20 protein-coding genes and 2 pseudogenes are annotated in these 22,012 nt (G+C 57.6%); 6 read left to right on the top strand and 16 right to left on the bottom strand.

The window, feature by feature from the left end; genetic code table 11:
• Positions 1–22 precede the first annotated feature (22 nt).
• Positions 23–520, bottom strand: a complete 498-nt coding sequence (locus tag BBBR_RS03370) for a GNAT family N-acetyltransferase (protein WP_025262900.1) — start codon at positions 518–520, stop codon at positions 23–25.
• A 145-nt stretch (positions 521–665) separates the two neighbouring features.
• On the bottom strand, positions 666–3,923 hold the full coding sequence (locus BBBR_RS03365; RefSeq protein ID WP_003828870.1) for a UPF0182 family membrane protein: 3,258 nt from the start codon (positions 3,921–3,923) through the stop codon (positions 666–668).
• A 161-nt stretch (positions 3,924–4,084) separates the two neighbouring features.
• Between BBBR_RS03365 and BBBR_RS10205 the strand changes: the two are divergent.
• Positions 4,085–5,370 (top strand): annotated as a pseudogene (locus BBBR_RS10205) (glycoside hydrolase family 3 N-terminal domain-containing protein).
• A gap of 20 nt (positions 5,371–5,390) precedes the next feature.
• On the opposite strand, the gene nadD reads toward BBBR_RS10205, so the two are convergent.
• Genes nadD through BBBR_RS03345 form a run of 3 tightly spaced genes read right to left on the bottom strand, consistent with a single transcriptional unit; the run spans position 5,391 to position 7,971 of the window.
• The gene (gene nadD, locus BBBR_RS03355; RefSeq protein WP_003828867.1) at positions 5,391–6,119 is read right to left on the bottom strand and encodes a nicotinate-nucleotide adenylyltransferase; all 729 of its coding nucleotides are present in this window, start codon (positions 6,117–6,119) and stop codon (positions 5,391–5,393) included.
• On the bottom strand, positions 6,116–6,679 hold the full coding sequence (locus BBBR_RS03350; protein ID WP_003828866.1) for a hypothetical protein: 564 nt from the start codon (positions 6,677–6,679) through the stop codon (positions 6,116–6,118). The genes nadD and BBBR_RS03350 overlap by 4 nt, the downstream gene beginning before the upstream one ends.
• A complete protein-coding gene (locus BBBR_RS03345) occupies positions 6,676–7,971 on the bottom strand; it encodes a glutamate-5-semialdehyde dehydrogenase (RefSeq protein WP_003828865.1) in 1,296 nt (431 codons plus the stop codon). Before BBBR_RS03345 ends, BBBR_RS03350 begins: the two co-directional genes overlap by 4 nt.
• A gap of 387 nt (positions 7,972–8,358) precedes the next feature.
• On the opposite strand from BBBR_RS03345, the gene thrC reads away from it, so the two are divergent.
• Positions 8,359–9,849 (top strand): threonine synthase, encoded by a 1,491-nt coding sequence (gene thrC / locus BBBR_RS03340; protein WP_003828864.1) that lies wholly within the window; start codon positions 8,359–8,361, stop codon positions 9,847–9,849.
• Positions 9,850–10,464: 615 nt separating this feature from the next.
• Here the strand turns inward: thrC and BBBR_RS03335 are convergent.
• The 5 genes from BBBR_RS03335 to BBBR_RS03315 form a co-directional block, all read right to left on the bottom strand.
• Complete coding sequence (locus BBBR_RS03335) at positions 10,465–10,839, bottom strand: TnpV protein (RefSeq protein ID WP_003828863.1); 375 nt, start codon at positions 10,837–10,839, stop codon at positions 10,465–10,467.
• Between the two features lie 137 nt (positions 10,840–10,976).
• On the bottom strand, positions 10,977–11,690 hold the full coding sequence (locus tag BBBR_RS03330) for an ABC-2 transporter permease (protein WP_025262895.1): 714 nt from the start codon (positions 11,688–11,690) through the stop codon (positions 10,977–10,979).
• Positions 11,691–11,692: 2 nt separating this feature from the next.
• Entirely contained in the window at positions 11,693–12,406 is a 714-nt protein-coding gene (locus tag BBBR_RS03325) for an ABC-2 transporter permease (RefSeq protein WP_003828859.1), read from the bottom strand.
• Between the two features lie 6 nt (positions 12,407–12,412).
• Positions 12,413–13,333 (bottom strand): ABC transporter ATP-binding protein, encoded by a 921-nt coding sequence (locus BBBR_RS03320; protein ID WP_014485765.1) that lies wholly within the window; start codon positions 13,331–13,333, stop codon positions 12,413–12,415.
• 21 nt (positions 13,334–13,354) lie between these two features.
• Positions 13,355–13,729 (bottom strand): GntR family transcriptional regulator, encoded by a 375-nt coding sequence (locus BBBR_RS03315; RefSeq protein WP_003828856.1) that lies wholly within the window; start codon positions 13,727–13,729, stop codon positions 13,355–13,357.
• A gap of 136 nt (positions 13,730–13,865) precedes the next feature.
• Between BBBR_RS03315 and BBBR_RS03310 the strand changes: the two genes are divergently transcribed.
• Positions 13,866–14,534, top strand: coding sequence for a GNAT family N-acetyltransferase (locus BBBR_RS03310; RefSeq protein WP_106620594.1), 669 nt, complete (start codon positions 13,866–13,868; stop codon positions 14,532–14,534).
• A 123-nt stretch (positions 14,535–14,657) separates the two neighbouring features.
• Here the strand turns inward: BBBR_RS03310 and BBBR_RS03305 are convergent, their stop codons facing one another.
• Genes BBBR_RS03305 through BBBR_RS03295 form a run of 3 tightly spaced genes read right to left on the bottom strand, consistent with a single transcriptional unit; the run spans position 14,658 to position 18,132 of the window.
• Positions 14,658–15,305, bottom strand: a complete 648-nt coding sequence (locus BBBR_RS03305; RefSeq protein WP_003828852.1) for an HAD family hydrolase — start codon at positions 15,303–15,305, stop codon at positions 14,658–14,660.
• Positions 15,302–17,152 carry a DNA repair protein RecN gene (recN, locus tag BBBR_RS03300; protein WP_003828850.1) on the bottom strand — a complete coding sequence of 617 codons (1,851 nt, stop codon included), beginning with the start codon at positions 17,150–17,152 and terminating at the stop codon, positions 15,302–15,304. The genes BBBR_RS03305 and recN overlap by 4 nt, the downstream gene beginning before the upstream one ends.
• Positions 17,152–18,132, bottom strand: coding sequence for an NAD kinase (locus BBBR_RS03295; RefSeq protein ID WP_003831237.1), 981 nt, complete (start codon positions 18,130–18,132; stop codon positions 17,152–17,154). Before BBBR_RS03295 ends, recN begins: the two co-directional genes overlap by 1 nt.
• Before the next feature lie 225 nt (positions 18,133–18,357).
• Between BBBR_RS03295 and BBBR_RS03290 the strand changes: the two genes are divergently transcribed.
• The 3 genes and pseudogenes from BBBR_RS03290 to BBBR_RS03280 all read left to right on the top strand — a co-directional run bounded on the left by BBBR_RS03290 (position 18,358) and on the right by BBBR_RS03280 (position 20,047).
• The gene (locus tag BBBR_RS03290) at positions 18,358–18,867 is read left to right on the top strand and encodes a hypothetical protein (RefSeq protein WP_003828846.1); all 510 of its coding nucleotides are present in this window, start codon (positions 18,358–18,360) and stop codon (positions 18,865–18,867) included.
• Positions 18,849–19,267, top strand: a pseudogene (locus tag BBBR_RS03285) (TrkA C-terminal domain-containing protein); the annotation flags it as partial. The gene BBBR_RS03290 and the pseudogene BBBR_RS03285, both read left to right, overlap by 19 nt.
• 105 nt (positions 19,268–19,372) lie before the next feature.
• Positions 19,373–20,047 (top strand): hypothetical protein, encoded by a 675-nt coding sequence (locus BBBR_RS03280; protein WP_003828843.1) that lies wholly within the window; start codon positions 19,373–19,375, stop codon positions 20,045–20,047.
• On the opposite strand, the gene BBBR_RS03275 is transcribed toward BBBR_RS03280, so the two are convergent.
• The 3 genes from BBBR_RS03275 to BBBR_RS03270 are packed head-to-tail and all read right to left on the bottom strand — an operon-like array spanning position 20,029 to position 22,004.
• On the bottom strand, positions 20,029–20,802 hold the full coding sequence (locus tag BBBR_RS03275) for a TlyA family RNA methyltransferase (RefSeq protein ID WP_019727962.1): 774 nt from the start codon (positions 20,800–20,802) through the stop codon (positions 20,029–20,031). The two genes, BBBR_RS03280 and BBBR_RS03275, sit on opposite strands and share 19 nt — an antisense overlap.
• Before the next feature lie 3 nt (positions 20,803–20,805).
• Complete coding sequence (locus BBBR_RS10850) at positions 20,806–20,961, bottom strand: hypothetical protein (RefSeq protein WP_003828837.1); 156 nt, start codon at positions 20,959–20,961, stop codon at positions 20,806–20,808.
• Positions 20,961–22,004 (bottom strand): HAD-IIA family hydrolase, encoded by a 1,044-nt coding sequence (locus BBBR_RS03270; protein WP_003828836.1) that lies wholly within the window; start codon positions 22,002–22,004, stop codon positions 20,961–20,963. Before BBBR_RS03270 ends, BBBR_RS10850 begins: the two co-directional genes overlap by 1 nt.
• Between the last annotated feature and the right edge of the window lie 8 nt (positions 22,005–22,012).

Genomic DNA, 22,012 nt, shown 5'->3' with positions numbered 1-22,012 from the left:
CCTACAAACGCAACGATTGTACTTAGAGGTCGAGATACCAGTAGGACATATCACGCATGGTGCCGGTGGAGTCGGTGGCGGCAGCGGGCATGAGGCCGAACTGGGTGAAGCCGAATCGTCGCATGAGGGCGATTGAGCCGGCGTTGTCGGCAAAGATGATGCCGCAGGCTTTGCGCATGTGACGGGCGCGGGCCTCGCGTAGGAGATTGTCCAGCATGAACGTGCCCGCTCCCCTGCCTTGCCATGCGGGGGCGATGTAGTAGGCGAGATCGGTGACGCCGTCATAGCCGGCACGATCGTAGAACACGGAGAGTGAACCAAAGCCGATGACTTGCCCGCCCTCTGATTCCGCCACGAATACGCCATATGGAGGTTTATGGGATTCGACCCACGCACGGCGCTGGTCGAGGGTGCGCGGAGTCAGGTCCGCGGTGGCTCCGCCGACCACCACCGAGGCGTTGTAGATGTCGGTGATGGCTTGGATATCAGACTCGACGGCTGGACGGAAAGTGTATGGCATGACTCCAGACAATAGCATGGCTCCCGCTGGCGGGAGCTGTCGCGGTTTATCCGCGACTGAGGGTGATAGCATTAGTCACTCTTGACCACCCTCAGTCAGCTGCGCTGACAGCTCCCGCCAGCGGGAGCCACCTTGTTTCGGTGAACTACTTGTCGAGCTCTATGGCCTTGTTGAGGGCTTCTTCGAGCTGCTGTTGGGCCTTGCCGTAGGCGGTCCAATCGCCGTTCTTCATGGCGGACTGGCTGTCTTTCATGGCTTGGGCGGCATCGCTCAATGCCTGCTGGAGTTCGGGACTGCGAGCGGTGCCGGACTGCCCGGATGACGTGCCAGAATCCGACTTGCCGTCCGTGGTGCCGGACTGGCCATCAGACTGGGACTGGTCGCCGGAGGTGTCGGAACCGGGCTGATTGCTGGCATCCTGTCCGCCGGTGTTCGAGGAGTCGGATGATCCGTCGCCAGACACATTCTCGGCATCGCCGGCCGCTGCACCGGAGTCACCACCGAACACCTGATCGAGCGCCTCATCAAGCGTGTCGGCAAAGCCGACCTGATCGCCGAATGCCACCAGCGTCTTCTTCAGCAGCGGGAACGACGTGGCACCCGAAGACTTGACGTACACGGGCTGCACGTACACCAAGCCACCACCGAGCGGCAGGGTGAGCAGGTTGCCTCGCACCACCTGCGTGTCACCGGACTGCAACAAGTTCAGTTCCTTGGACACATCGGCATTGGCGTTGAAATTGTTCTGCGCCTGGCCGGGGCCCGGCACATTCGAATCCTTGGGCAGCTCCTGCAATCGGATGGTGCCGTAATTCGGTCCTATCTTGCCTTTCTCATTACCGGCGTCGGAGTCGACCGAAAGGAATCCGGTCAGAATCTCTCGAGTGGACTGGCCGGCCGGAATATAGGTGGAGGTCAGCGAGAACACCGGCTCCTTGGTGCCACCGGTCTGCAAGGTCAGGTAGTAGGGCGGCTGCAGGATGTCCTGATCCTGCTGGGACTGTGATTCGGTGGGGTCGACCGGCGTCTGCCAGAAGTCCTCGCCCGAGTAGTACTGGTTGGCGGAAGTCACATGGTACTTGGAGAGCAACTCACGCTGCACCTTGAACAGGCTTTCCGGGTAACGCAGGTGACTCATCAGGTCACCGGAGATTTCGGACAACTGGTGATACTGGCCGGGGAAGATCTTCTCCCACGCCTTGATCACCGGGTCGGATTGATCCCACACATACAGGTCCACGGAACCGTCGTATGCGTCAACAGTGGCCTTGACCGAATTACGGATATAGTTGGCCTGCTGCGAACCCAGGCTGGACACCGTCGACGAAGACACCGTGGTGGAGTCCTTGGTGGCATTGCCGAGATCGGTCATCTGCGAATACGGGTAGGCGTCGGAGGTGGTGTAGCCATCGACGACCCACTTGACGCGGCCATCGACCACGGCTGGATACACGCGACCGTCAAGTGTCAGGTACGGCGCGACCTTGGCCACACGTTCCTTCGGGGAACGGTCGTAGAGAATCTGGGATTCGCTGTTCACACGGTCGGAGAACAGTATCTGGTCCGAACCGAAGCGGATTGCATAGAGAATCCGGGAGAACAGGTTGCCGACCGACGGTCCGCCATCGCCCTTGAACGTGGTCAAAGCGCCTTCGGAACCGGTCGGGTAATCGAATTCCCAAGCCTGCGTGCCTTCAGGTGCGCCGACAATCGAGTATTCGGTGGTGTTCGGCGAGAAGTAGATGCGTGGCTCGTACTTTTCGGACTCGGTGAGCTTGCCTTGGGTGGGGATGCCCGATTCAAAGAATTCGGGCTGGCCGTCGGCAGTCACCTTGTTACCGTAAGCGGCCACCACGCCATAACCATGGGTGTACACGGTGTGGTCGTTGACCCAGTTGCGGTTGTCGTTGCCAGCCAGGTCAAGCTCACGCGCGGCGATCACGGTGTCTTGGGAGACGCCATCAATCTCATACTTATCGACGGCAAGCGTGTCGGCGAAGGTGTAGTACTGCTTGGACTGCTGCAGCTGCTTGAACGTGGGGCTGACGACCTGCGGGTCGAGCAGACGAATCTGCGCGGTGGTGTCGGCCTCCTTGGCCAGTGCACCTTGCTCGCCCTTGTCGGTCACCTTGTATTGCTCGGTTTTGAGCTTGTCGAGACCGTAGGCGGCGCGAGTGGCATCGATGTTGCGCTGGATATAGGTGGATTCCATCTCCTGCGCGTTCGGGTTGACGCGGAAGCGCTGCAGCAGCATGGGCCAAGCAATGGTGAGCACCATGCCGACCACTACGGTAGCGGCAATGGCAATGACCGGCACGCGCCAGGCCTTGAGAGCAGCAGAGGCGCGCACGCCGATGGACGCCTGGCCTTCAAGCGCATGGGAACGCATCAACCACACACCAAGCACCACGCCGAGGATGGCGGTCAACGCAGCCATGATGAAGGTGACGGGAATGTTGGCATGCACTGCGGTGTAGGAAGCGCCAGTGATACGCGAGCCCTGCACGGTGAGCTGTTCGAAAACACCCAGCACCTGACGTACGGACCACGCAAGCATGTTAAGGATCAGCCAGATGCCGAGCTGACGGCGAGCGCGCTTGGTGATGGAGAACAGGCCACGACCGTTGACCGGCATGGTGATGCGGATGCCGCCCATCAGCACGTGCGTGACTAGAGAGAATATGAGCCCGACGCCCAGCAGCATGGCCACGGCTGCGAGCACGAGCTTCAGGCCAGGCAGCACGAACACGTAGAAGCCGTTGTCGAGCCCGAACTGCGGGTCAGTGGTACCGAACTTCTGCGCGTTGAACATAAGCAGGATCTCGCTCCAGTTCGCGTTGAACTGGGAGCCGAAAATCACGCCGACAATCAGCGAAATCACCACGGCCACGCGACGTGCGGTCTTGGAGCTCGCCGATTTGCCGACTTCCACCACATCACCATTGATGCGAATCGTGGAGCCATCCGCGGAGTCCGGGCGGGCGCGAATGGCCAGCCATGCGGCGATAAAACCGGTCAAGGCCATCAGCAATGCGTATGCCACCCATAGACCGATTTTCACGCCGAGCTGGGTCCACACCACGGATTGGAAGCCGAGCTGTCCGTACCACATCAGATCGGTGATGAATCGGGACAGACCGAAGAACAGTGCGACGATGATGACCAATGCCAGCACCACGCCGATGAATATTTTGGTGCCTCGGCTGTTGCCATGGCTGCCGGAGGGTCTGCGGGGCAAGCGCGGACCGGCCGGACCTCGCCCTGAGGGGTTGGAGCCATTCCTGTTGGGGGTGTCTCCATCGGCCTCAACATTAAGAATGATCGGATCATCATCATTCGAGTTATTGCGCCGGGAACCGCCGCCATTGCCGAACAGTATTGAGAAAGGGTCATTAAAAGACATGATTCAAGCGTAGCGAAAGGTCGGGAAAGTAGGTTATGCCCTGAGCACAGCGCACTGGATTTCGGCTTGTATTCAGCTTGGCGGGTTCCTCACAAACCCTGAACACATACTGCCAGCGGATTGCCAGCAAGCTGTATGAGATTCCCCTATGCTGGAAGATTATGAGCAATCGTCCTGAGCAACCGTCGGCACGTCCCTATCGGGATGGCCATAGGACTTCGCATTGGGGCGTGTTGGTCGGATCCGTATTGTGCGTACTAGCGCTGGTAGTCACGGCGCTGTATGGATGGCGCATCGGCTGGTTTGCATCGATGACTGGAAATGATGCCGCGGCAAGTTCCGCTACAGCAGACGCTGCACGGAACACTCCGCAGCAGTTGGCACGTTCGGTGACCCCCAAGCCGGATCCCTCCCCTGCCAGCAAAGCTCATCGCATGGTCAATGCCATGGATATGGACACTCGAATTGGTCAGTTGGTGATGGCACCGCTGTATGCCGGCAACGACCCGGCCTCACTGGCTTCACTCATCGCCGACCGCCATGTGGGATCGGTGCTCATCATCGGCAAATGGACCGGAGGGGTTGCTTCGGTGCGGGCTGCGGACGACCAGTTGCAGGGGTATGCCCCGGTGATAACCGCCTGATTATCTCCACCGATCAAGAGGGAGGCTGGGTACAGCATCTGACCGGCCCTGGTTTTGATCGGATGCCCACGGCAGTGGATCAGGGAACCATGTCGACCAATCAGTTGCGTCAATCGGCCAGCGTATGGGGCTCACAGCTGGCAGCCGCCGGCATTAATGTCGATCTTGCACCCGTGCTGGGCACGGTAGTGGTGAATCGGGCCGCCAACGCCCCCATTGGTGCGCTCTATCGCGATTTCGGACTGGACACGGCAGGCAACGCGGCTCATGGCACGGCGTTTGTGCAGGGCATGGCCAATGCCGGAGTACAGTCCGCCATCAAACATTATCCGGGATTGGGCGCAGTGACCGGCAACACGGATTTCACCGCCGACGGCATCCTGGATACGACCACCACCTTGGATGGCACGGAAATCAAGGCGTTTGACACCACCATCGATAAGGCCGACCCTGCCATGGTGATGATGGCATTGGCCACCTATCAGGCCATTGACCCCAATGATCCCGCAGTGTTTTCCTCAATCATCATTGACGGGCATCTTCGCGGCGATCTGGGATATGACGGCGTAGTGATTTCGGATTCGATGTCGGCAGCGGCTGTGAGCGCCTATGACACCACTCAATTGGGAGTCAAACTCGTGGAAGCCGGCGGCGATTTGGTCTGCATCGGAGACACCAACTATGTCGTGCCGATTCTGGATGGATTGTCTACGCGGGCGGCATCGGATCCCGCCTTCGCCAATAAGGTCACTCAGTCGGCGATTCGTGTGATGACGTTGAAAATCAAGATGGGGTTGGCTTAAATAATACGCTGCGGTTGCCGTCAGTGCTGCTTGGAATACAGGCCATGCTTGCCGATGTACTGCACCACGCCATCCGGGACCAGATACCAGACCGGTTCGTCGTGCTCGGCACGACGGCGCACATCGGTTGAGGAGATGGCCAAAGCCGGTATTTCCAGGGTATCGACCTTACCTTCGGGCAGCGTGACGCCATCCGGGCTGGAATATCCGGGGCGCGTGACGGCCACGAAGTGGGCAAGATTCCACATCAAGTCGGCGTCCTTCCACTGCATGATCTCAGCCACGGCATCAGCGCCTGTGATGAAGAACAACTCTGCATCGGGATGCTGGGCGCGAATGTCTTTAAGCGTATCGATGGTGTAGGTGACACCTGGACGGTCGATATCCACGCGAGACACGGTGAACTTGGGGTTGGATGCCGTGGCAATCACTGTCATCAGATAGCGGTCCTCGGCGTTGGTGACTTCCTTATCAAGCTTGAATACAGGCCGACCCGTGGGCACGAAAATCACTTCATCAAGGTCGTACACCCATGCGACTTCGGACGCCGCGACCAAGTGGCCGTTGTGAATCGGGTCGAATGTGCCGCCCATAATGCCGATGCGCAGACGCGTGTGCCAATTGCCGCGCGCGGAAAGGCGACCTTTGCCATGGCTATTCGCGCCGCCCGGCACAGACAGATCAGACATACGCCGTTCGGCTTCGCCCTGTGCGACAGCAATGATTTCAGCCGGATCGCTGCTGCTCATGCTTTGCCACCTTCGCCGCCTTCGTTGGCGCTTTCGGTTTCCTGCTCGATTTCATTGGCAGTGGGATTGTCTTCCTTGGGATCGATCTTACCCATGTCTTCGTCCCACTCATCCTGCACCACGCGGCGAATCTCAGCGAACGTAGGCAGAGGGAAGTCCGGCTGATACAGTCGACGGACCTCGGCCACGCGTTCGGTGATGCGAATCAGCGTGTCCGTCATGCCATCGATATCGCCATCATGCTCCATCTGCGTGTATTTGGCGATGTAGCTTTCCATCAGATCCATGTGTTCGCGCACGGTTTTGAGCTGGGCATCAGTCAAATCCGCAATCTCCGGCGATTCATTCTCCGGCCAACCGATAAGCACTGCATCCGCGTACTCGAGCGACGCTCGCTGCGCCGCCGAAGCGATGCCATCCTCAATCTGCACGAGAAACACGTAGCGCACAATGCTCAGGCGCTCAGCCGCAATCTTGAGATTGAGTTTGGGATCGTTGAGGTCAATATCCGGCCGTAGCTCAACTGTGGCGTTGTCCTCGCTCTTCACATTCTCGCTCATGCGCGCACCTGCCCCGTTCCATAGCCAATCCACTTCGTGGTGGTCATTTCCCTCAAGCCCATGGGTCCGCGCGCGTGCATCTTTTGGGTGGAGATGCCGAGCTCGGCGCCGAATCCGAACACACCGCCATCAGTGAAACGGGTGGAGGCGTTGACCATGACCACGGCCGAGTCGATGCGCTTGGTGAATTCCTCGATGGCCGCATAGTCCTCGGCAATGATGGATTCGGTGTGACCGGTGGAATGGATGTTGATATGGTCAATGGCCGATTCAAGGCTTGGCACCACCTTAATACCCATCTTGAGCGCCAGGTATTCGGTATCCCAGTCCTCCTCGGTGGCATGATTCAGTTCAAGCCCTTCAATGGCGGCGCCTTCGAGGATGTCGTACGAAGTTTCATCCGCTTGCAGCACGACGTTCGCCTGCGTCAACGCTGCGGCAATCTGAGGCAGGAATTCAGCGGCGACGTCCTCATGCACCAGCAGTTTCTCGGCCGCATTGCACACACCCACACGCTGGGTTTTGGCGTTCAACACAATCGGAATGGCCTTGACGAGGTCTGCGGACCTGTCGATATAGATATGGACGTTGCCGGCACCGGTCTCAATAACCGGCACCTTGGAATTGCGCACCACGGCTTGGATGAGCCCCGCACCGCCGCGTGGCACCAACACATCGATATGGCCACGGGCCTCCATCATGGCGGTGGCGCCGGCACGGCCATACTGGTCGACGGACTGCACTAGAGCCGGATCAAAACCGTGAGCTTCCAGCACTGGGGCGATAACGCTCAAGGTGGCGGCATTGGTACGTTCGGCGGCGTGCCCACCTCGCAGCAGCGCAGCATTACCGGACTTCAGGCACAGGCTGGCCACGTCAACAGTGACGTTGGGGCGAGCTTCGTAAATCATGCCGATGACACCCATGGGCACTCGCGTTTGGGTGAGACGCAATCCGTTAGGCAGGTTATAGCCACGCACGATTTCACCAACCGGATCGGGCAACGTTGCCACATGGCGCACGTCTTGGGCTGCGGCGGCCACGCGCGGCGTATCGAAAAGCAGGCGATCGAGCTTGCCCGCGTCCATGCCGTTTTCCTTGGATTCAAGCATGTCCAGCGCATTGGCGGCCTCGATATCGGCGGCATGCTCGTCCAGCGCATCCGCAATGGCCAGCAGCAGCTCGTTCTTGGCTTCGGTGTTCGCCTGGGCAAGGCGTTGCTGTGCGCTCGCGGCCTGATCGGCCTGACGGCACACCGCGTCGAATACCTCAGGACTCAGTTCATCACTCATAACATTCAAGCCTAACTCACCAAATGGTCTAACGCAGTGTAATTTCCGCGGTTGTTGCGCCCCACGGCTATATTTTCTGACCTTTTGCCCTCATCACTATCCCTCCAGCATCCTTCAGCGACAGAATTTCAGGAAATGACCCCTATACTTCTAAATTTCTGTCGCTCAGCTCCGCTCAGCGTCAGAATTCTCGGAAATAAACCCATTAATCCTAAATTTCTGTCACTGAGTACTTCTTAGCGACAGAAATTTAGGAGCATAGGACTAATTTCCTGAATTTCTGTCGCTAAACAATCAAAACGAGACGTCCGCGACGTCTGACCGAGGCAGACGATAGAATAATGAAGATTTGTAGTATCTTTCATTCCCGAGAATAAGGATTCAACCGTGGCTACCACCTTCCATTCCACTCGCAGCACCACCGATTCGCTGACCGCCAAGCAGGCGATTCGTAAGGGCATTGCCGACGACGGCGGCCTGTTCGTCTCGGACGCATTGGGCGAGACCAAGGTGGATGTCGCCTCGCTGCCGGGCAAGACCTACCAGCAGATCGCCGCCGAAGTGCTGGGCGCGCTGCTGCCGGACTTCACCGCCGAGGAACTGGGCCAGTGCATCGCCGATGCCTACGGCGAGCAGTGGTCCGACGAGCGTATCACTCCATTGAAGCCTCTGGGTGACGATTACGTGCTCGAACTGTTCAACGGTCCAACCTCCGCATTCAAGGATGTGGCCCTGCAAATTCTGTCGCGTTTCATGGCGCACACCACGCCAGCCGACGGCGACGCGGACGAGAAGATCATGATTCTCACCGCCACCTCCGGCGACACCGGCAAGGCCGCGCTGGCCGGCTTCGCGGACGCCCCGGGCACCGCCATCACCGTCTTCTACCCGGAAGGCAAGGTCTCTCAGGTCCAGGAGCTGCAGATGACCACGCAGACCGGCGCCAACGTACAGGTGGCCGCCGTGGAAGGCAACTTCGATGACGCCCAGTCCGCGGTCAAGCGCATTTTCGGCGACCGAGCCCTGGCCGAGCGTCTCGCCGGCAATGCTCACGTAGTGCTTTCCTCCGCCAACTCCATCAATGTGGGCCGTCTGGTGCCGCAGGTCGTCTACTACTTCTCCGCCTACGCCCAGCTGCTAGCCGATCAGGTGATCAACGTTGGCGATGAGGTCGAGTTCGTGGTCCCGACCGGCAACTTCGGCGATATCCTCGCCGGCTACTACGCCAAGCTGCTCGGCCTGCCGGTCAAGCACCTCGTGGTGGCTTCCGACAAGAACAACGTTCTGTTCGACTTCCTGACCACCGGTACCTACAACCGTCAGCGCCCGTTCTTCCAGACCATCTCCCCCTCGATGGACATCCTCATCTCCTCCAACCTGGAGCGCATGCTGTACTACTTGTCCGAGGGCGACACACGCTTGATCTCCATGCTGATGAACGACCTCAACCAGTGGGGCACGTACGAGATTCCAGAAGAGCTGCTGGCCAAGATTCGCCAGATCTTCGGCACCGGTTGGGCCGACGAGGACCAGGTGCGCGAATCCATCAAGCACTGCTGGGATGAGAACCACTACGTAATCGACCCGCACACCGCCTGCGGCTACTACCTGCTTGAGCAGATGCCGCGCGATCCGCTGACCCCGCGCGTGCTGCTCTCCACCGCCAGCCCCTACAAGTTCCCGCGCGTGGTGAACGAGGCTCTGGGCTTCGACGCTACCGGCACCGACTTCGAGTGCATGGACGTGCTGGCCCGTGAGACCGGTACCACTGCCCCGGTCGCCCTGCGTGGCCTCGAGACCGCCGACGTGCGTTTCAAGGACGTCGTGGCCATCGACGGCATGGAGGACTACGTAGAAAAGGCCGCCCAGTCACTGTAATAGTCCACGTGACGTTTGTATAACGGTCATTTTTTGAAACCGATACGTGCTTTACCGGCGCGTATCGGTTTTTTGATGCCGCAAGCCAAGCGTCCGAGTATGCACGGGCATTGTCAGGCATGTGTCAGGCGCTATTTTCTTGTGGGCTTCCGTTAATAAGTACCGAATTACCTGCAACGAATATTCAGTTCGGTCAATCGTCGAGTCATTGCAGGTATAAAGGGTCGAATTAGATCCGCCAGAACGTCCAATTCTCGTATCTCTCACATATTGCAGGTATTTCGGTACCAATTACGGAGCATTTTTGCAGGTAGAAAGGGCTCATTTAGCCAATTGCAGGTATAAGGGTGCGAGTTACGGCGCAAAATCGCCCATAACTCACACCCTTATACCTGCAACCTCAATAACGTAAAAAAATACGCTTACAAAAGCACGGGCAATCCTTATCCCGGAGGTAAAGATAGAGAAACGGCTATATGTCCATATCGTGGAACGGAAGGTCCGTCCGAGTTTATAAGTGGTTTATAAAAACATATAAACTTGATGAAGAAGGAAACATTATTTACTGATTTCAGAAAAATAGCCTCAGGCCAAAACGGTCTGAGGCTATTAATTTTATGCAAATATAATCTCCTTGTTTACCACTTCGATAGCTGCGTTGCGGATTGAGTTCATTTTACCCACCCACACCATTTGGTTCTTTGTCTTTAATTGCTCAGTTACACCCTGCATTTTCGCCATTTCTTTTACCAAGCGAGAAAACATATTTTCTGCTTGCTCGTTAATATCGGCAAGATAAGCGTTCAAATTTCCGCTTGTAAGCAAGTTTGTATAAGTCACTCGCTTATGGTCTTGTAAATAGCGTTTATGCCGCTGTCCCCATATGCCAATAGGTTGTGTTTCTTCTTCGGTTGGTAGGGCAAGGTCGGGTAGATAGTAATCGCCTTGTAGGGTATAAGTGCCTCCGAGTTGTTCAAATAATGATTTCATTGCAGTCCAAATTTAAGTTTTAGATTTTCTGCAATATACCGTACCGATTGTCTTTACCATTTGTTTTCAAAACCTTCGTTACGGCACCTCATCATTCCTGTCGGTCTCTTTTCATTCGCGGTCGGACAAATGCGCGGCTAGAGTTCTTTGGCTCGGTAGATGCGGATGGCTATAAGCATGGAGCCAAAATATGCGAGCAGACACAACACGGCGAGAACAAGCGCCGTATGCCACCAGATCGTCAGGAAATCGGTAATATTCAGCAAAAGCCATTGCCAGTCAACAGGCAATCGGGCCAGCAGCGCAATGACGGCATACAAGCCAACCATGACCGCGACAGAGGCCACCATCATCTTGCGGAAGGTGAACCGGTATGCACAGGCCAGCAGCACCGACCCAAGAATGATAGCCAAAGCGAAGATGAAAGCACCTGCTGCCAAGGTACCGATCCACCCCATATCTGCTATATCGCCAAAGACAATGAAGACGCCGCCGCATATCACCACGTCCAAAGCCCAGAGCAGGCCAACCACCAACAGAAAAAGGTACCGACCTACAACTTGTGCAGTGCGTGAAACAGGAATCAGCCCTCGCATGGCACTGTGCCCTGCAGATTCCTCGGATGACGCAGGCCCCAATGCACTCATACATGCCATCGTCGATGCCAAACCTCCGAGTCCGCCCATCAGACCACTGGCAACGTGTTCATCGACGTGGGTCGATATCATCACCAGCGATACCACGATAGACAGCATCGGGAGAGCCAGCAGAAATACCATATTCGCCACGCTAAACAGACCCATCCCGGCACAATCGAATCGACATTGCTTTACTACGGATTTCCAGTTCATCGTCACCATTCCCTTGAAGCAAATATGCGAGAGGCAATTACATACGAGATTCCATATGCCACAACCGTCGTTGTCAATACCGCAATAACCAGCCACAATCGTTGCGCGATGATGGCATTCGCGGCATGGGCCAATCCTCTGGTCACCGAAGCAGGCAAAATAGATAGCAGTATGGATACAGCCAATGCAACGACATAGATCACCATCATCGTGACTTGAAGACCGCCTAGTTTGGTCCACAGATAACCCGTGGGCACGATAAGCGCGACCATCAGCGCGGTGCAGAAACCTCCCAACGGCGCCGCCCACAGATTGCCCGCGAATGACCAATCTGGATTGACCAGCACTTGCAACCCGTCAATCAGAACAATCATCGCTATCGACAATACGGAAATCACCAATCCAACCACATATCGCGCGGCCACCTGACTCTTCCTCGAAGCCGGAATAATGCCACGAAGTCGATATCCGTTCTGTAAGTCAGCAACCGCCATGGTTAGCACCCACATGGCGCAGGTGAATACCGTCATGATGACACCCATGCGATAGCCGAAGCCATCACCATAAGCTTCACCTTGAAAGATGACGGAGAACAACGGTGCCAACAACAACGAGAACACAGTCCGTACGTCGACGCACAGGTAGGCCATATCGACGCGCAATGCAGTGGTCAATGCATGTTGCCGAGACCGCGACACCCTCAGTATTGCCTCCATGGCCGCTCACCTCCCGCTCAAGTCACGATTGGAATCATGGGCATTGGTCAGTCGAATGATGTCATCAATGGAAGCCGATTCAACGACAAGCCCCGAAACCACCGACGCAACAGCATCAAGCCTGTCTGACCGGACCAGCGCATCGAATCCGGTGGCATACGTATGTGAGCCCAGCACTACGTCCGCAGGCAGTTGTGCCAGTTCGTCTGGACCGCCCTTAATCAGGCGGAACGATTCCTCAAACTCGTCTTTCGGACCGGTGTAGTAGAGACGGCCATCGGTGATGTAGGTAATGAAGTCAGCAGCACGTTCGAGGTCGGCAGTGATATGGGTGCTGAACAGTACCGAATGCTCGCCATCCTCAATGTAGGCATGCAGGATATCCATGAGTTCGTCGCGGGCAAGCACATCGAGTCCGCTGGTCGGCTCGTCGAGAATCAGCAGCTTGGCATCATGACTCAATGCGATGGCCAGCATCAGCTTCATCTGCATGCCGCGGGAAAGATCCTTGATATGTTTCTTGCCGTTCTGTGCGTCACCAAGGCCAAAAGTATCCAGATACTTGTGATAGCATCCACCGTCCCATGATGGATACAGTGGCGCAACGATACGTTCAATGTTCTTGACTTGCCACTGTTCATGCATGTAGCTGAAGTCAAACACCACGCCGAGTTGTTCTTTGACGGGCTCCTCGTTGGCGATGTTGTCGAGGCCGAGCACGTGAATCGAACCGGCGTCGCGGTGGATCATGTTGAGGATGAGTTTGATGAGGGTGGATTTGCCGGCGCCGTTCGGGCCGATCAGTCCCATGATGTAGCCCTTGGGCAGGTCGAAGGTCACGTCGTCCAGCGTGAAGCCGGAATCATAGTGTTTGGTGACGTCGGTGACCTGCAACGCCATCGCGTCGGATTCGGATATGGCGGTCATGTCCATGGTCCTTTCTTGAGGTTATTCCTTGCGGTATTCCTCTTCGAGCATGCGGTCCAATGCGTTCAGCGGAATGCCGGCGGCTTTGGCGCCCCGGCTTGCCTCGGCCAGGCTTTCACGAATCTGGGTTTCGAGCTGACGTTGCATCAGTTCGTTGCCCTTGTCCATCACGAAAGTGCCTTTGCCTTGAATGTTCTGTACCACGCCCTCATCGGCCAGTTCGTTGTACGCCCTGGTGACGGTGAGTACGGAGATGCGCAGCTCCTTGGCGAGTTTCCTCAAGGAAGGCAGGGCCTCGCCCGCCTTCAACTCGCCGCTGAGCACCGCCGAACGGATTTGGGTTTTGATTTGCTCGTAGATGGGTTCACCGGACACGGATGAGATGATCAGTTTCACCTATGCCCCTTTCGATTGTGGTTGACTAGCACCCCAGCTGTTTAGCTGTTATACAACACAGTATAACTGTTCTGCTTAACTGTCAAGGTGTGTTACATAACAGCTAAACAGTGAACAAACACATCGCCAACATACAGTGTCGAAACATGGGCCGTGCCTACAATGGCCTCGGAAAGGGGTACCTATACCGAACAACGCCGTTACGCTACGCCATACTGAACCGAACGATTATCCGGAGCTTGAGATCTGGTGGAACGATCACGCCATCGCCGACGATTGCCGTCATACGATGGAGAAAGTGCCGGACAAGACCATCGACCAGATGTTCCATACGTGGAGCGACGAGGATGACGACCGGCGCTTCGGCCGCACAACCTTCGGCCCGGACGGGCATCCTGTGGGCCATATCATCGCCAAGGACTGCACCGCGCCCGACCACAACGCCACGATGACTATTCTCATCGGCCCGTACTATCAGAACCACGGGTACGGCAGCTTGGCGATGAAGCTCGGCATCAAGCTGGCCGCCGAGCAGCTTGGCGCGAAGACCATCACGCTGAAGGCGTGGTCGTTCAACCTGCGGGCACGTCATATGTATGAGTCATTGGGATTCAAAGAGACAGGTCGCGCGGAGCACGCGGTGGAGCGTGACGGTCATTGGTTCGATGAGATGGTGTACGAAGCGCCGGTCAGCATGCTGCTGGAGCGTATCGCCGCTGAGGAGTCCGCGCGTGCGGAGGGTGAGAAGCTGGAAGAGCAACGGTTTGAGGCCGAAAGGCAGTCTGGCAGGACTACTCGACGGTAGGGACTGAGTAAGCGCAAGTGGAATCGGGCTGTGCCCGATATTGAATCGCACGGCTCATGCCATGACTTTTCTCCCCCACCCGCTTCGCGGGAGCCCCTCATCAGAGGGGCTTATTGTATGTGCTTACAACGGACGTGGGGCGTCGTGAAAATCGAAGAGGACGCCGTCCGCGATATCGCAGATTTCGGGCCAGTCGGCATCAGACGAATCGTCGTGCATAGCCCATACTTTCATACCGACCGACTTGGCTGATTTGATACCGACCAGCAGGTCTTCAAACACCGTGCAATCAGCGGGCTTGGCGCCCAGCCGCTCGGCGGCGAGCAGATATACGTCAGGCTGGTCCTTGCCGACATCATTGGCGTCATCGACGGAGACGATGTCATCGAACATGTCGAGCATGCCGACATGTCGCAACGCCGGCTCTCGCAGCTGCGGTGGCAACGATGTGGCAACGCCCATCTTCACCCCGGCACTCTTGAGATCACGCAGATAGTCGAGCGCGCCGGGCTTGGCCTCCACTGTGGTGGAATAGGCCACGCGGGCCATATCGTCCCATTCCTGCATCAGCTCCTCAGGCGTGTCCTTGAGTCCGAAACGCGCAATGGTGTATTCCGCGATCTGCTGGAACTGCATGGAGGAGACCTTGATCATGTAATCCGGCGGCACCTCAATGCCCCTCTTGCCGAGAAAGTCGATGTCTACCTGGTCCCAGACGCCCATGGAGTCGAGCAGGGTTCCGTCGAGGTCGAATATGGCTACTTTGGTCATAGTGTGGAGTCCTTCAGCAGTTCGCGGGCATGGTCCAGGGACGCTTCGGATTCGCTGCCGGAGAGCATGCGGGCGATTTCATGGACGCGTTGGTCGTCGCGCACTTCGCAGACGGTGGTTGCAACGCCAGCCGTCTCGTCCCCCGCGCCTTGCGATTCCTTGGACACCACGAACTGGGCGTCCGCCCAAGAAGCCACCTGTGCCAGATGGGTGACCACAATGACCTGTGCGTTGCGAGCCAATCGCGCGAGCCTTTTGCCCAATTCGACCGCGGCTTTGCCTCCCACGCCAGCATCGACCTCATCAAAGATGAAGGTCTGGTCGCTGCCGCCACGGACGTCCGCCGCCACAAGTTCCAGAGCCAGCATCAATCGGCTGAGCTCGCCGCCCGAAGCGCTTTTGCCCATCGGCAACTGCGCAGAACCCTCAAACGGGGTGAACAGGAAAGCGATATCGTCGCGACCGTACGGCTCGAGAGGCCCAGTGTCCCCCGCTGAATCACCAGCCGCCGCTTCACGGTCGTTGTCATGGCCGTCACTTAATTCTCGAGGGGTGACACGAACCTCAAGGGACGCACCAGACATAGCCAGTGAGCTCAACTCATCGGCCACACGAGCACCCAACGATGCGGCGGCCTTGGTACGGGCGGCGCTCAACGTATCGGCAGCAGCCAAAGCCGCACTGTACAGCGACTGTCGTTCGGCCTCCAGTTCGGCTACTTTCTCCGGCGAGGCGTCCAGGTCCTCCAAGTCGAACGTGGCCTTGTCACGCCACGCAATCACATCCGCCAAGGTCGGCCCCCAACGGCGAGTGAGTTCGTTCAGCTCGTGAATCCGCCCGTTGATCTGGTCAAGGTCTTCGACACTGCCCTCATCGCCCAATTCTTGAGTGAGCGAGAACACTACGTCACCCAAATCGGCATTGATGGATTCCAATCGATCTGCCTGCTCGGCGAACTCGCCGCCGACGCGAATCGCACGCAACGAAGTCACCGCATGGTTAATGAGATCTACGGCCGACGCACCACCCGCATCGGCATCCACCTGTGAGGCATCCAACGCGCCCAACGCCGCGCCCACTCCTTGGGCGATATCGGCCGCGTTCTCGATACGCTCGCGACGCGACTTCAGTTCTTCGTCCTCCCCCAGCTGCGGATTGGTACGGTTGATACGGTCGATGGATTCACGCAAATAGTCCGCCTGCTGACGAGCGGAGGACTCCTGCGAGCGCAGTCGCCCCAACCGCTCATCCATGGCGGTCAGCTCATTCCATGCCTGCCGGTAAGCATCAAGCTCAGCCTCGTCGCCGGCCACACGATCAAGGAATTCTCGTTGACGTGCGGCGGAGGCAATTTTCAGCTGATCGGCCTGCCCGTGAATGGTCACCAATTCTCCGGCAATGGAACCGAGCACAGATCGCGGCACGGATTTGCCGCCAAGTACGGCACGAGATCGGCCGGAAGCCGGCACAGTGCGAGAGAGGAACAGCTCACCGTCTTCGGGTTCGACGCCCGCATCGCGAGCTCGGGCAACAGCCGCCGCGACCCCAATGAGGGCCGCAGCATCGCCGTCATCGGCATCACGTGAAGAATCGTCCTGACCATGGTTCCCGGAGTCTACGGCTAGAGCATCATCGTCCAGCGCAAAAATCGCCTGCGCCCATGCCTCGTCTGCTCCTGCGGCGACCCGCGAGGATTCGGCCGTATCGCCGGACACCAGACGAATGGCGGACAGCAGCATGGATTTGCCCGCACCGGTTTCGCCGGTGATGGCCGTCATGCCACGGGCGGGCGCGATGGAGGCTTCTCGAATCGGCCCTAGGTTACGAATATCGAGTTCTTCGAGCATCAGCCCTCCGCCTTGCCGTTATGCTCGTCTGTCCTATCAGACACGGCATCAGCGGCAGTCGGGAACGTGTGTCCGTGATGCAGTGGCTGGCCCGAGGCCTCATTTCGTGCATGCTCACGCCAACCAACCACCGGCAGATCGAACTTGGAGACCAGACGGTTGGTGAACGGCACACCGGAGAGTCGGGCGAGGCGCAACGTATCGCGCGATTCGCGCACCATGACGCGCGTACCCTGCGGCAGGGCGCGCTGGCGGCGGCCATCGCAGCAGATCCAGCCTTCGGACATGGAATCGTCCAGAATATCGATGGTGAAGGTCGAACCGGAGCCGATGATCAGCGGCCTGGCGAACAACGCATGCGCGGCCAACGGAATCAGCTGCAAAGCCTTGACGTTCGGCCAAATCACAGGACCGCCGGCGGAAAAGGCATAGGCCGTGGAACCGGTGGGCGTGGAGACGATGACGCCATCGGCGCCGAAGGAGTTCATTTCCACATCGTCCACGCGAATGGAGAGCTCCACCATCTTGCCACGGTCGGCGCGTTCCAAAGTGATGTCGTTCAGCGCCCAATCCTCGATGGGTTTGGTGGCACCGGGTAGCCAGACATCGACATGGGCGATCATGCGCTCGTCAATGGAATAGTCATGTTCGGCCACGCGCCGAATCGCCTCGTCGATCTGGAAGCTCTCGAATTCGGCCAGGAAGCCGACATGCCCCATGTTCACGCCGAGAATCGGCACCTGGGTGCAATGCACGAGCTCGGCCGCGCGAAGAATCGTGCCGTCGCCGCCCAGCACCACGACGATTTCCGTGTCGTCCGTCACGCATGCGGGACTTACGCCGAAATCCGGAGCTTCGGTGTTATCGATAATCGTGACTTCAAAGCCGGCGCTGCGCAGCTGGCTCACCGCCTCGGACACCACTGTGCCGGACTGCCTGAGCCTGGTATGCGTCACCACAACCGCATTGCGCTTGGCCATGGACATCCTCCTATTGAATCGGTCGCACTGATGACTATCCTAATCATCGCCTGAGCCATCGGCCACATCACGTCACCGGCCCTCGGACATCAGACAAGGCCAACATATGGGCGTCGATACTATTGCACACCGCATGCTGTTCCGCGGAGTCGATTATCGTGAGGCTTCGGCTTACGATTACAGCCATACACCATTACGCCATCAGTATGGCGGGAAGCAGGAACCATGTCCAACGACTTTGACGAGTCCTCCTCAAACAAGGAGACCTCGAAAGGCCTGTCATGGTGGTACTCGACCGACGTAATCAGCCAAGACAAGGACGACCGGGCCTCCAAGCGCATCCGGCGCATGAAGCTCACGGATCGCCTCATCAGGCATCCGGGCCGCCTGTCCATTCTGTATTTTTCCGTATTGATATTGCTGTCGACCGGATTATTGACGCTGCCCATCTCCACTACGAATCACGATGGCTTCAGCAACTTTCCGGTGTCGTTCTTCACCGCGGTTTCCGCCCTGTCCACCTGCGGCATTCCGGTGGTGAACACCGGCGAGTACTGGTCGATGTTCGGCCAAGTTGGTCATCCTGTTTTCCATCCAGTTCGGTGGACTTGGCGTGATGACCTTTGCTTCGATAGTCGCATTGGGTGGTTATTCCGCAGGCGTGGCCAGCGCCGGCAACCCAGCATGCCTGTTCATTCTTGCGGCCGCAATGATTGTCGGTCGAGGCTTCCGTAACCATCACCGGCAACCTGTTGGATGCCGGCATCTCCGACCTGTGGGCCAAATCGGTCTCTCAGAAGCACGCCCGCATTCTGCAGCGCATTGGTGCCCACCATATCATCAATGCGGAAACCGATGCCGGCAAGCGCGTGGGTCATCTGGTGGCTGGCAACTATCTGGATTACATCGAAATCGACGGCCCATACAACGTCGTGAAGATTCACACCCCGCTGTACGCGGTGGGTCGCAACATCGAGGATGTGCAGGTGCATGACAAGTACGGTGTGACCGTGGTCGGCATCAAGGCCCCGGCAAGGAATTCCAGTACGGTTCCAAGGAACTGATCATGCATCGCAACGATGAGCTCATCATCATGGGCAAGCAGGATCAAATCGACCGCTTTATCCAAGGCTGATTCTCGCGATACCCCCGTCCTGTTACTATATACCCATAATGCAAACGTTAGCATTAGCTCATCAACGATGATGACACTTGCGGTACGCAAAGCACAGGAGGTATCTTGCATCATCACACCGGCAACACAGGGCACGTACGTAACGGAAATTATGGGCTCATTACCGTGACGACCCGTACCACATTCGCCGACGATGTACGTTTTCGCACCACCATGGTCACCGGCACGCTTGAGGCAAACACCATTACCGGCAATCAGCTGATTGTCGACAATGGTACAGTGAGATGTTCCGGCGATGTTCATGTCGAGCGCATTGCCGGCAGAGGCAGAATCATCACCGATGGCAGCATCATCTGCGGCGGCATCGAGCTCACCGGCGACCTGCACTCCGGCGGAGATGTCACGTGTAACGATGATTTGCTCGTTAAGGGATCGCTGACCAGCCGTCATATCCGCGCGCGCTACATTCTGCTCCACGGCGTGCTTCAGGGGCATCGCATCAACGGCAGCAGTCTGGAGATCCGGCCATTGCGCAGCGCGATGTTCACCAGATTCGACATGCTGAAATATGAGGGAGGCAGCTCAGCCTCGCATATAGACGTCAACAAGATCGAGGCTCATCGGCTGACGTGCCGTACGTTACAAGCCGGCACTGCCATATTGCGTGATAACAGCATGGTGGAGCATGCTATTTGCTCGACTTCAATAGGTCTTGACCGAACATCCTGTGTGATGCTGGTCAACCGAGAATGCCGAAGATATCATTTGAAAACCGCATAAAGCAGATATTCCGCATTACCGTGCATGCCTTCAATGGGACTGTCGGCCGTATTGACGACGTGCAGCCCGTGCTGCCGCGCACAGGCGACGACATCGGCAAGGGTCTGCTCGCGCAATGCCGGATCGTCCACAATACCATGCTTGCCGAGTCCTTGCCGACCGACTTCAAACTGCGGCTTGACCAGCAGCACCACCTGAGCGCCGGGAGCGGCGATGCGCGCAATCACCGGAATCACATAGGTCAGTGAAATGAACGAGACATCGGACACGATCATCGCCGGGCGATATGGCAAATCATCGGCCGTGACTTCACGGATATTGACGCCGCTCATTTCGATGACGCGGTTATCTCCTGCAATACGCGGGTCAAGCTGCCCATGCCCCACATCGAGGGCCACGACTCTGGCCGCTCCCCCGCGCAGTAGCACATCGGTAAATCCACCGGTGGATGCACCGATATCCAAACATTCCAGACTTTGCGGCCCGGTCAGCCCATCGTCGGCAAAGGCCTTGAACGCGCCAAGCAGCTTGTAAGCTCCACGAGAGACATAATCATCACCCTTATCCACGGCAAGCTCACAATGACCGGCTTTGACCATGAATGACGGCTTGGTGATGGTCTCTCCGTCAACACGCACATGTCCGGCCTTAATAAGGCGCTGCGCCTTGGATCGGGACTCAACGAGATCGGAGGCCACAAGCATCATGTCAAGACGGTCAAGCGGCATTGCGGGATCAATCGGATGTTCTGACATCAATCAGTCACGGCTCTCGTCGAGCTCACTGTGCAATGAGTCAAGCACATTGCGGTAAATCTCGAGCTTGCGGTCATTGTCCTGATTGTCAATATCCACAAGATCCGGGTACCGTTGCGACACCGGCGTACGGCCGGCTGACTGAGGTTCGCTGTTCATCACTGCTCTCCAAGGGTAAAGTTCGGCACCATGGATTCATCCATCTGCGCGCCTTTGTCGGCGGCTTCCCAAGCGGCACATACCGCAGCACGAAGACCATCCATACTCGTGGGATCACTGACCTGAACCCGTCCGTTTTCAAACCATGCGCTGGCCTTGCGGCACTCCCAAGTACCGTCCTCGCAACGCACCGGTTCGCTCTGAATCTCGCCAAGCTCGCGCAGATCACGGGCGATGAACGTGGGGCGCAAGTGTTCGGGAGCCAGCATAAGCTCGGTCGGGTTGGTCACGCCGGTCAACACAGCCAGCGAATCATAGCCGCCACGGTTGCCTGCCTCGATATCCGTGTCGAGACGATCGCCGATGGCGATGGACGACTCTTTGGGCACCAAGTCATGACCTTCGGCGGCGTTGAGTTCACGCGCTTCATCGTACATATAGGCTTCCGGCTTACCTGCGGAGGCCACTGGTTCGACGCCAGTGGCGGTGATCACGGCTCGAATCATCGAGCCGCAGCCGGGCGCTATGCCCATTTCACGCGGAATGGTCAGATCGCGGTTAGTCACGAAATATGTGGCTCCGGCTTCGACCGCATAGGAGACTTCAGCCATCATCTGCCACGTCATCTCGGGATACCATCCCTGAATAACCGCCTGCGGATGGTCTTCCGGGCCATTCACGATGGTCAAACCGTTTCGCGTGACCTCATCACGAAGATGATCGGCACCCAATACCTGCACGCGCGCACCGACCGGCAACGCTTTGGCTACCATACGGGCCGCCACCACCGAGGAGGTGATGACCTGCCACGGTTCCACATCCAGGCCAAAACCCTTGAGCTGATCGGCCACCACATGCTGGAATCGTGAGGAATTGTTGGTGGTGTACTCGATAGTCATGCCGGCCTGTTCGGCAGCGCGGATGGAATCAGCCGCATAGTCGACCGGGTTCTTGCCGCGGTACACCACACCGTCGAGGTCCAGCAGCGCAAGCTGATAGGCCTCGGCAAGCGGACGATCGGCGCCTTTGAGAAAACGGGTCATTACGCCGC

This window comes from Bifidobacterium breve DSM 20213 = JCM 1192 (genome assembly GCF_001025175.1).
Classification (GTDB): domain Bacteria; phylum Actinomycetota; class Actinomycetes; order Actinomycetales; family Bifidobacteriaceae; genus Bifidobacterium; species Bifidobacterium breve.
Note: the sequence above shows the minus strand (reverse complement) of the source record. Positions and strands in the feature narration are given on the sequence as shown.

Coding starts and splice junctions, on each gene's coding strand:
- BBBR_RS03370 (WP_025262900.1), bottom strand. CDS start 520: ATGCCATACACTTTCCGTCCAGCCGTCGAGTCTGATATCCAAGCCATC.
- BBBR_RS03365 (WP_003828870.1), bottom strand. CDS start 3,923: ATGTCTTTTAATGACCCTTTCTCAATACTGTTCGGCAATGGCGGCGGT.
- nadD (WP_003828867.1), bottom strand. CDS start 6,119: ATGAGCAGCAGCGATCCGGCTGAAATCATTGCTGTCGCACAGGGCGAA.
- BBBR_RS03350 (WP_003828866.1), bottom strand. CDS start 6,679: ATGAGCGAGAATGTGAAGAGCGAGGACAACGCCACAGTTGAGCTACGG.
- BBBR_RS03345 (WP_003828865.1), bottom strand. CDS start 7,971: ATGAGTGATGAACTGAGTCCTGAGGTATTCGACGCGGTGTGCCGTCAG.
- BBBR_RS03335 (WP_003828863.1), bottom strand. CDS start 10,839: ATGAAATCATTATTTGAACAACTCGGAGGCACTTATACCCTACAAGGC.
- BBBR_RS03330 (WP_025262895.1), bottom strand. CDS start 11,690: ATGAACTGGAAATCCGTAGTAAAGCAATGTCGATTCGATTGTGCCGGG.
- BBBR_RS03325 (WP_003828859.1), bottom strand. CDS start 12,406: ATGGAGGCAATACTGAGGGTGTCGCGGTCTCGGCAACATGCATTGACC.
- BBBR_RS03320 (WP_014485765.1), bottom strand. CDS start 13,333: ATGACCGCCATATCCGAATCCGACGCGATGGCGTTGCAGGTCACCGAC.
- BBBR_RS03305 (WP_003828852.1), bottom strand. CDS start 15,305: ATGACCAAAGTAGCCATATTCGACCTCGACGGAACCCTGCTCGACTCC.
- recN (WP_003828850.1), bottom strand. CDS start 17,152: ATGCTCGAAGAACTCGATATTCGTAACCTAGGGCCGATTCGAGAAGCC.
- BBBR_RS03295 (WP_003831237.1), bottom strand. CDS start 18,132: ATGGCCAAGCGCAATGCGGTTGTGGTGACGCATACCAGGCTCAGGCAG.
- BBBR_RS03290 (WP_003828846.1), top strand. CDS start 18,358: ATGTCCAACGACTTTGACGAGTCCTCCTCAAACAAGGAGACCTCGAAA.
- BBBR_RS03275 (WP_019727962.1), bottom strand. CDS start 20,802: ATGTCAGAACATCCGATTGATCCCGCAATGCCGCTTGACCGTCTTGAC.
- BBBR_RS10850 (WP_003828837.1), bottom strand. CDS start 20,961: ATGAACAGCGAACCTCAGTCAGCCGGCCGTACGCCGGTGTCGCAACGG.
- BBBR_RS03270 (WP_003828836.1), bottom strand. CDS start 22,004: ATGACCCGTTTTCTCAAAGGCGCCGATCGTCCGCTTGCCGAGGCCTAT.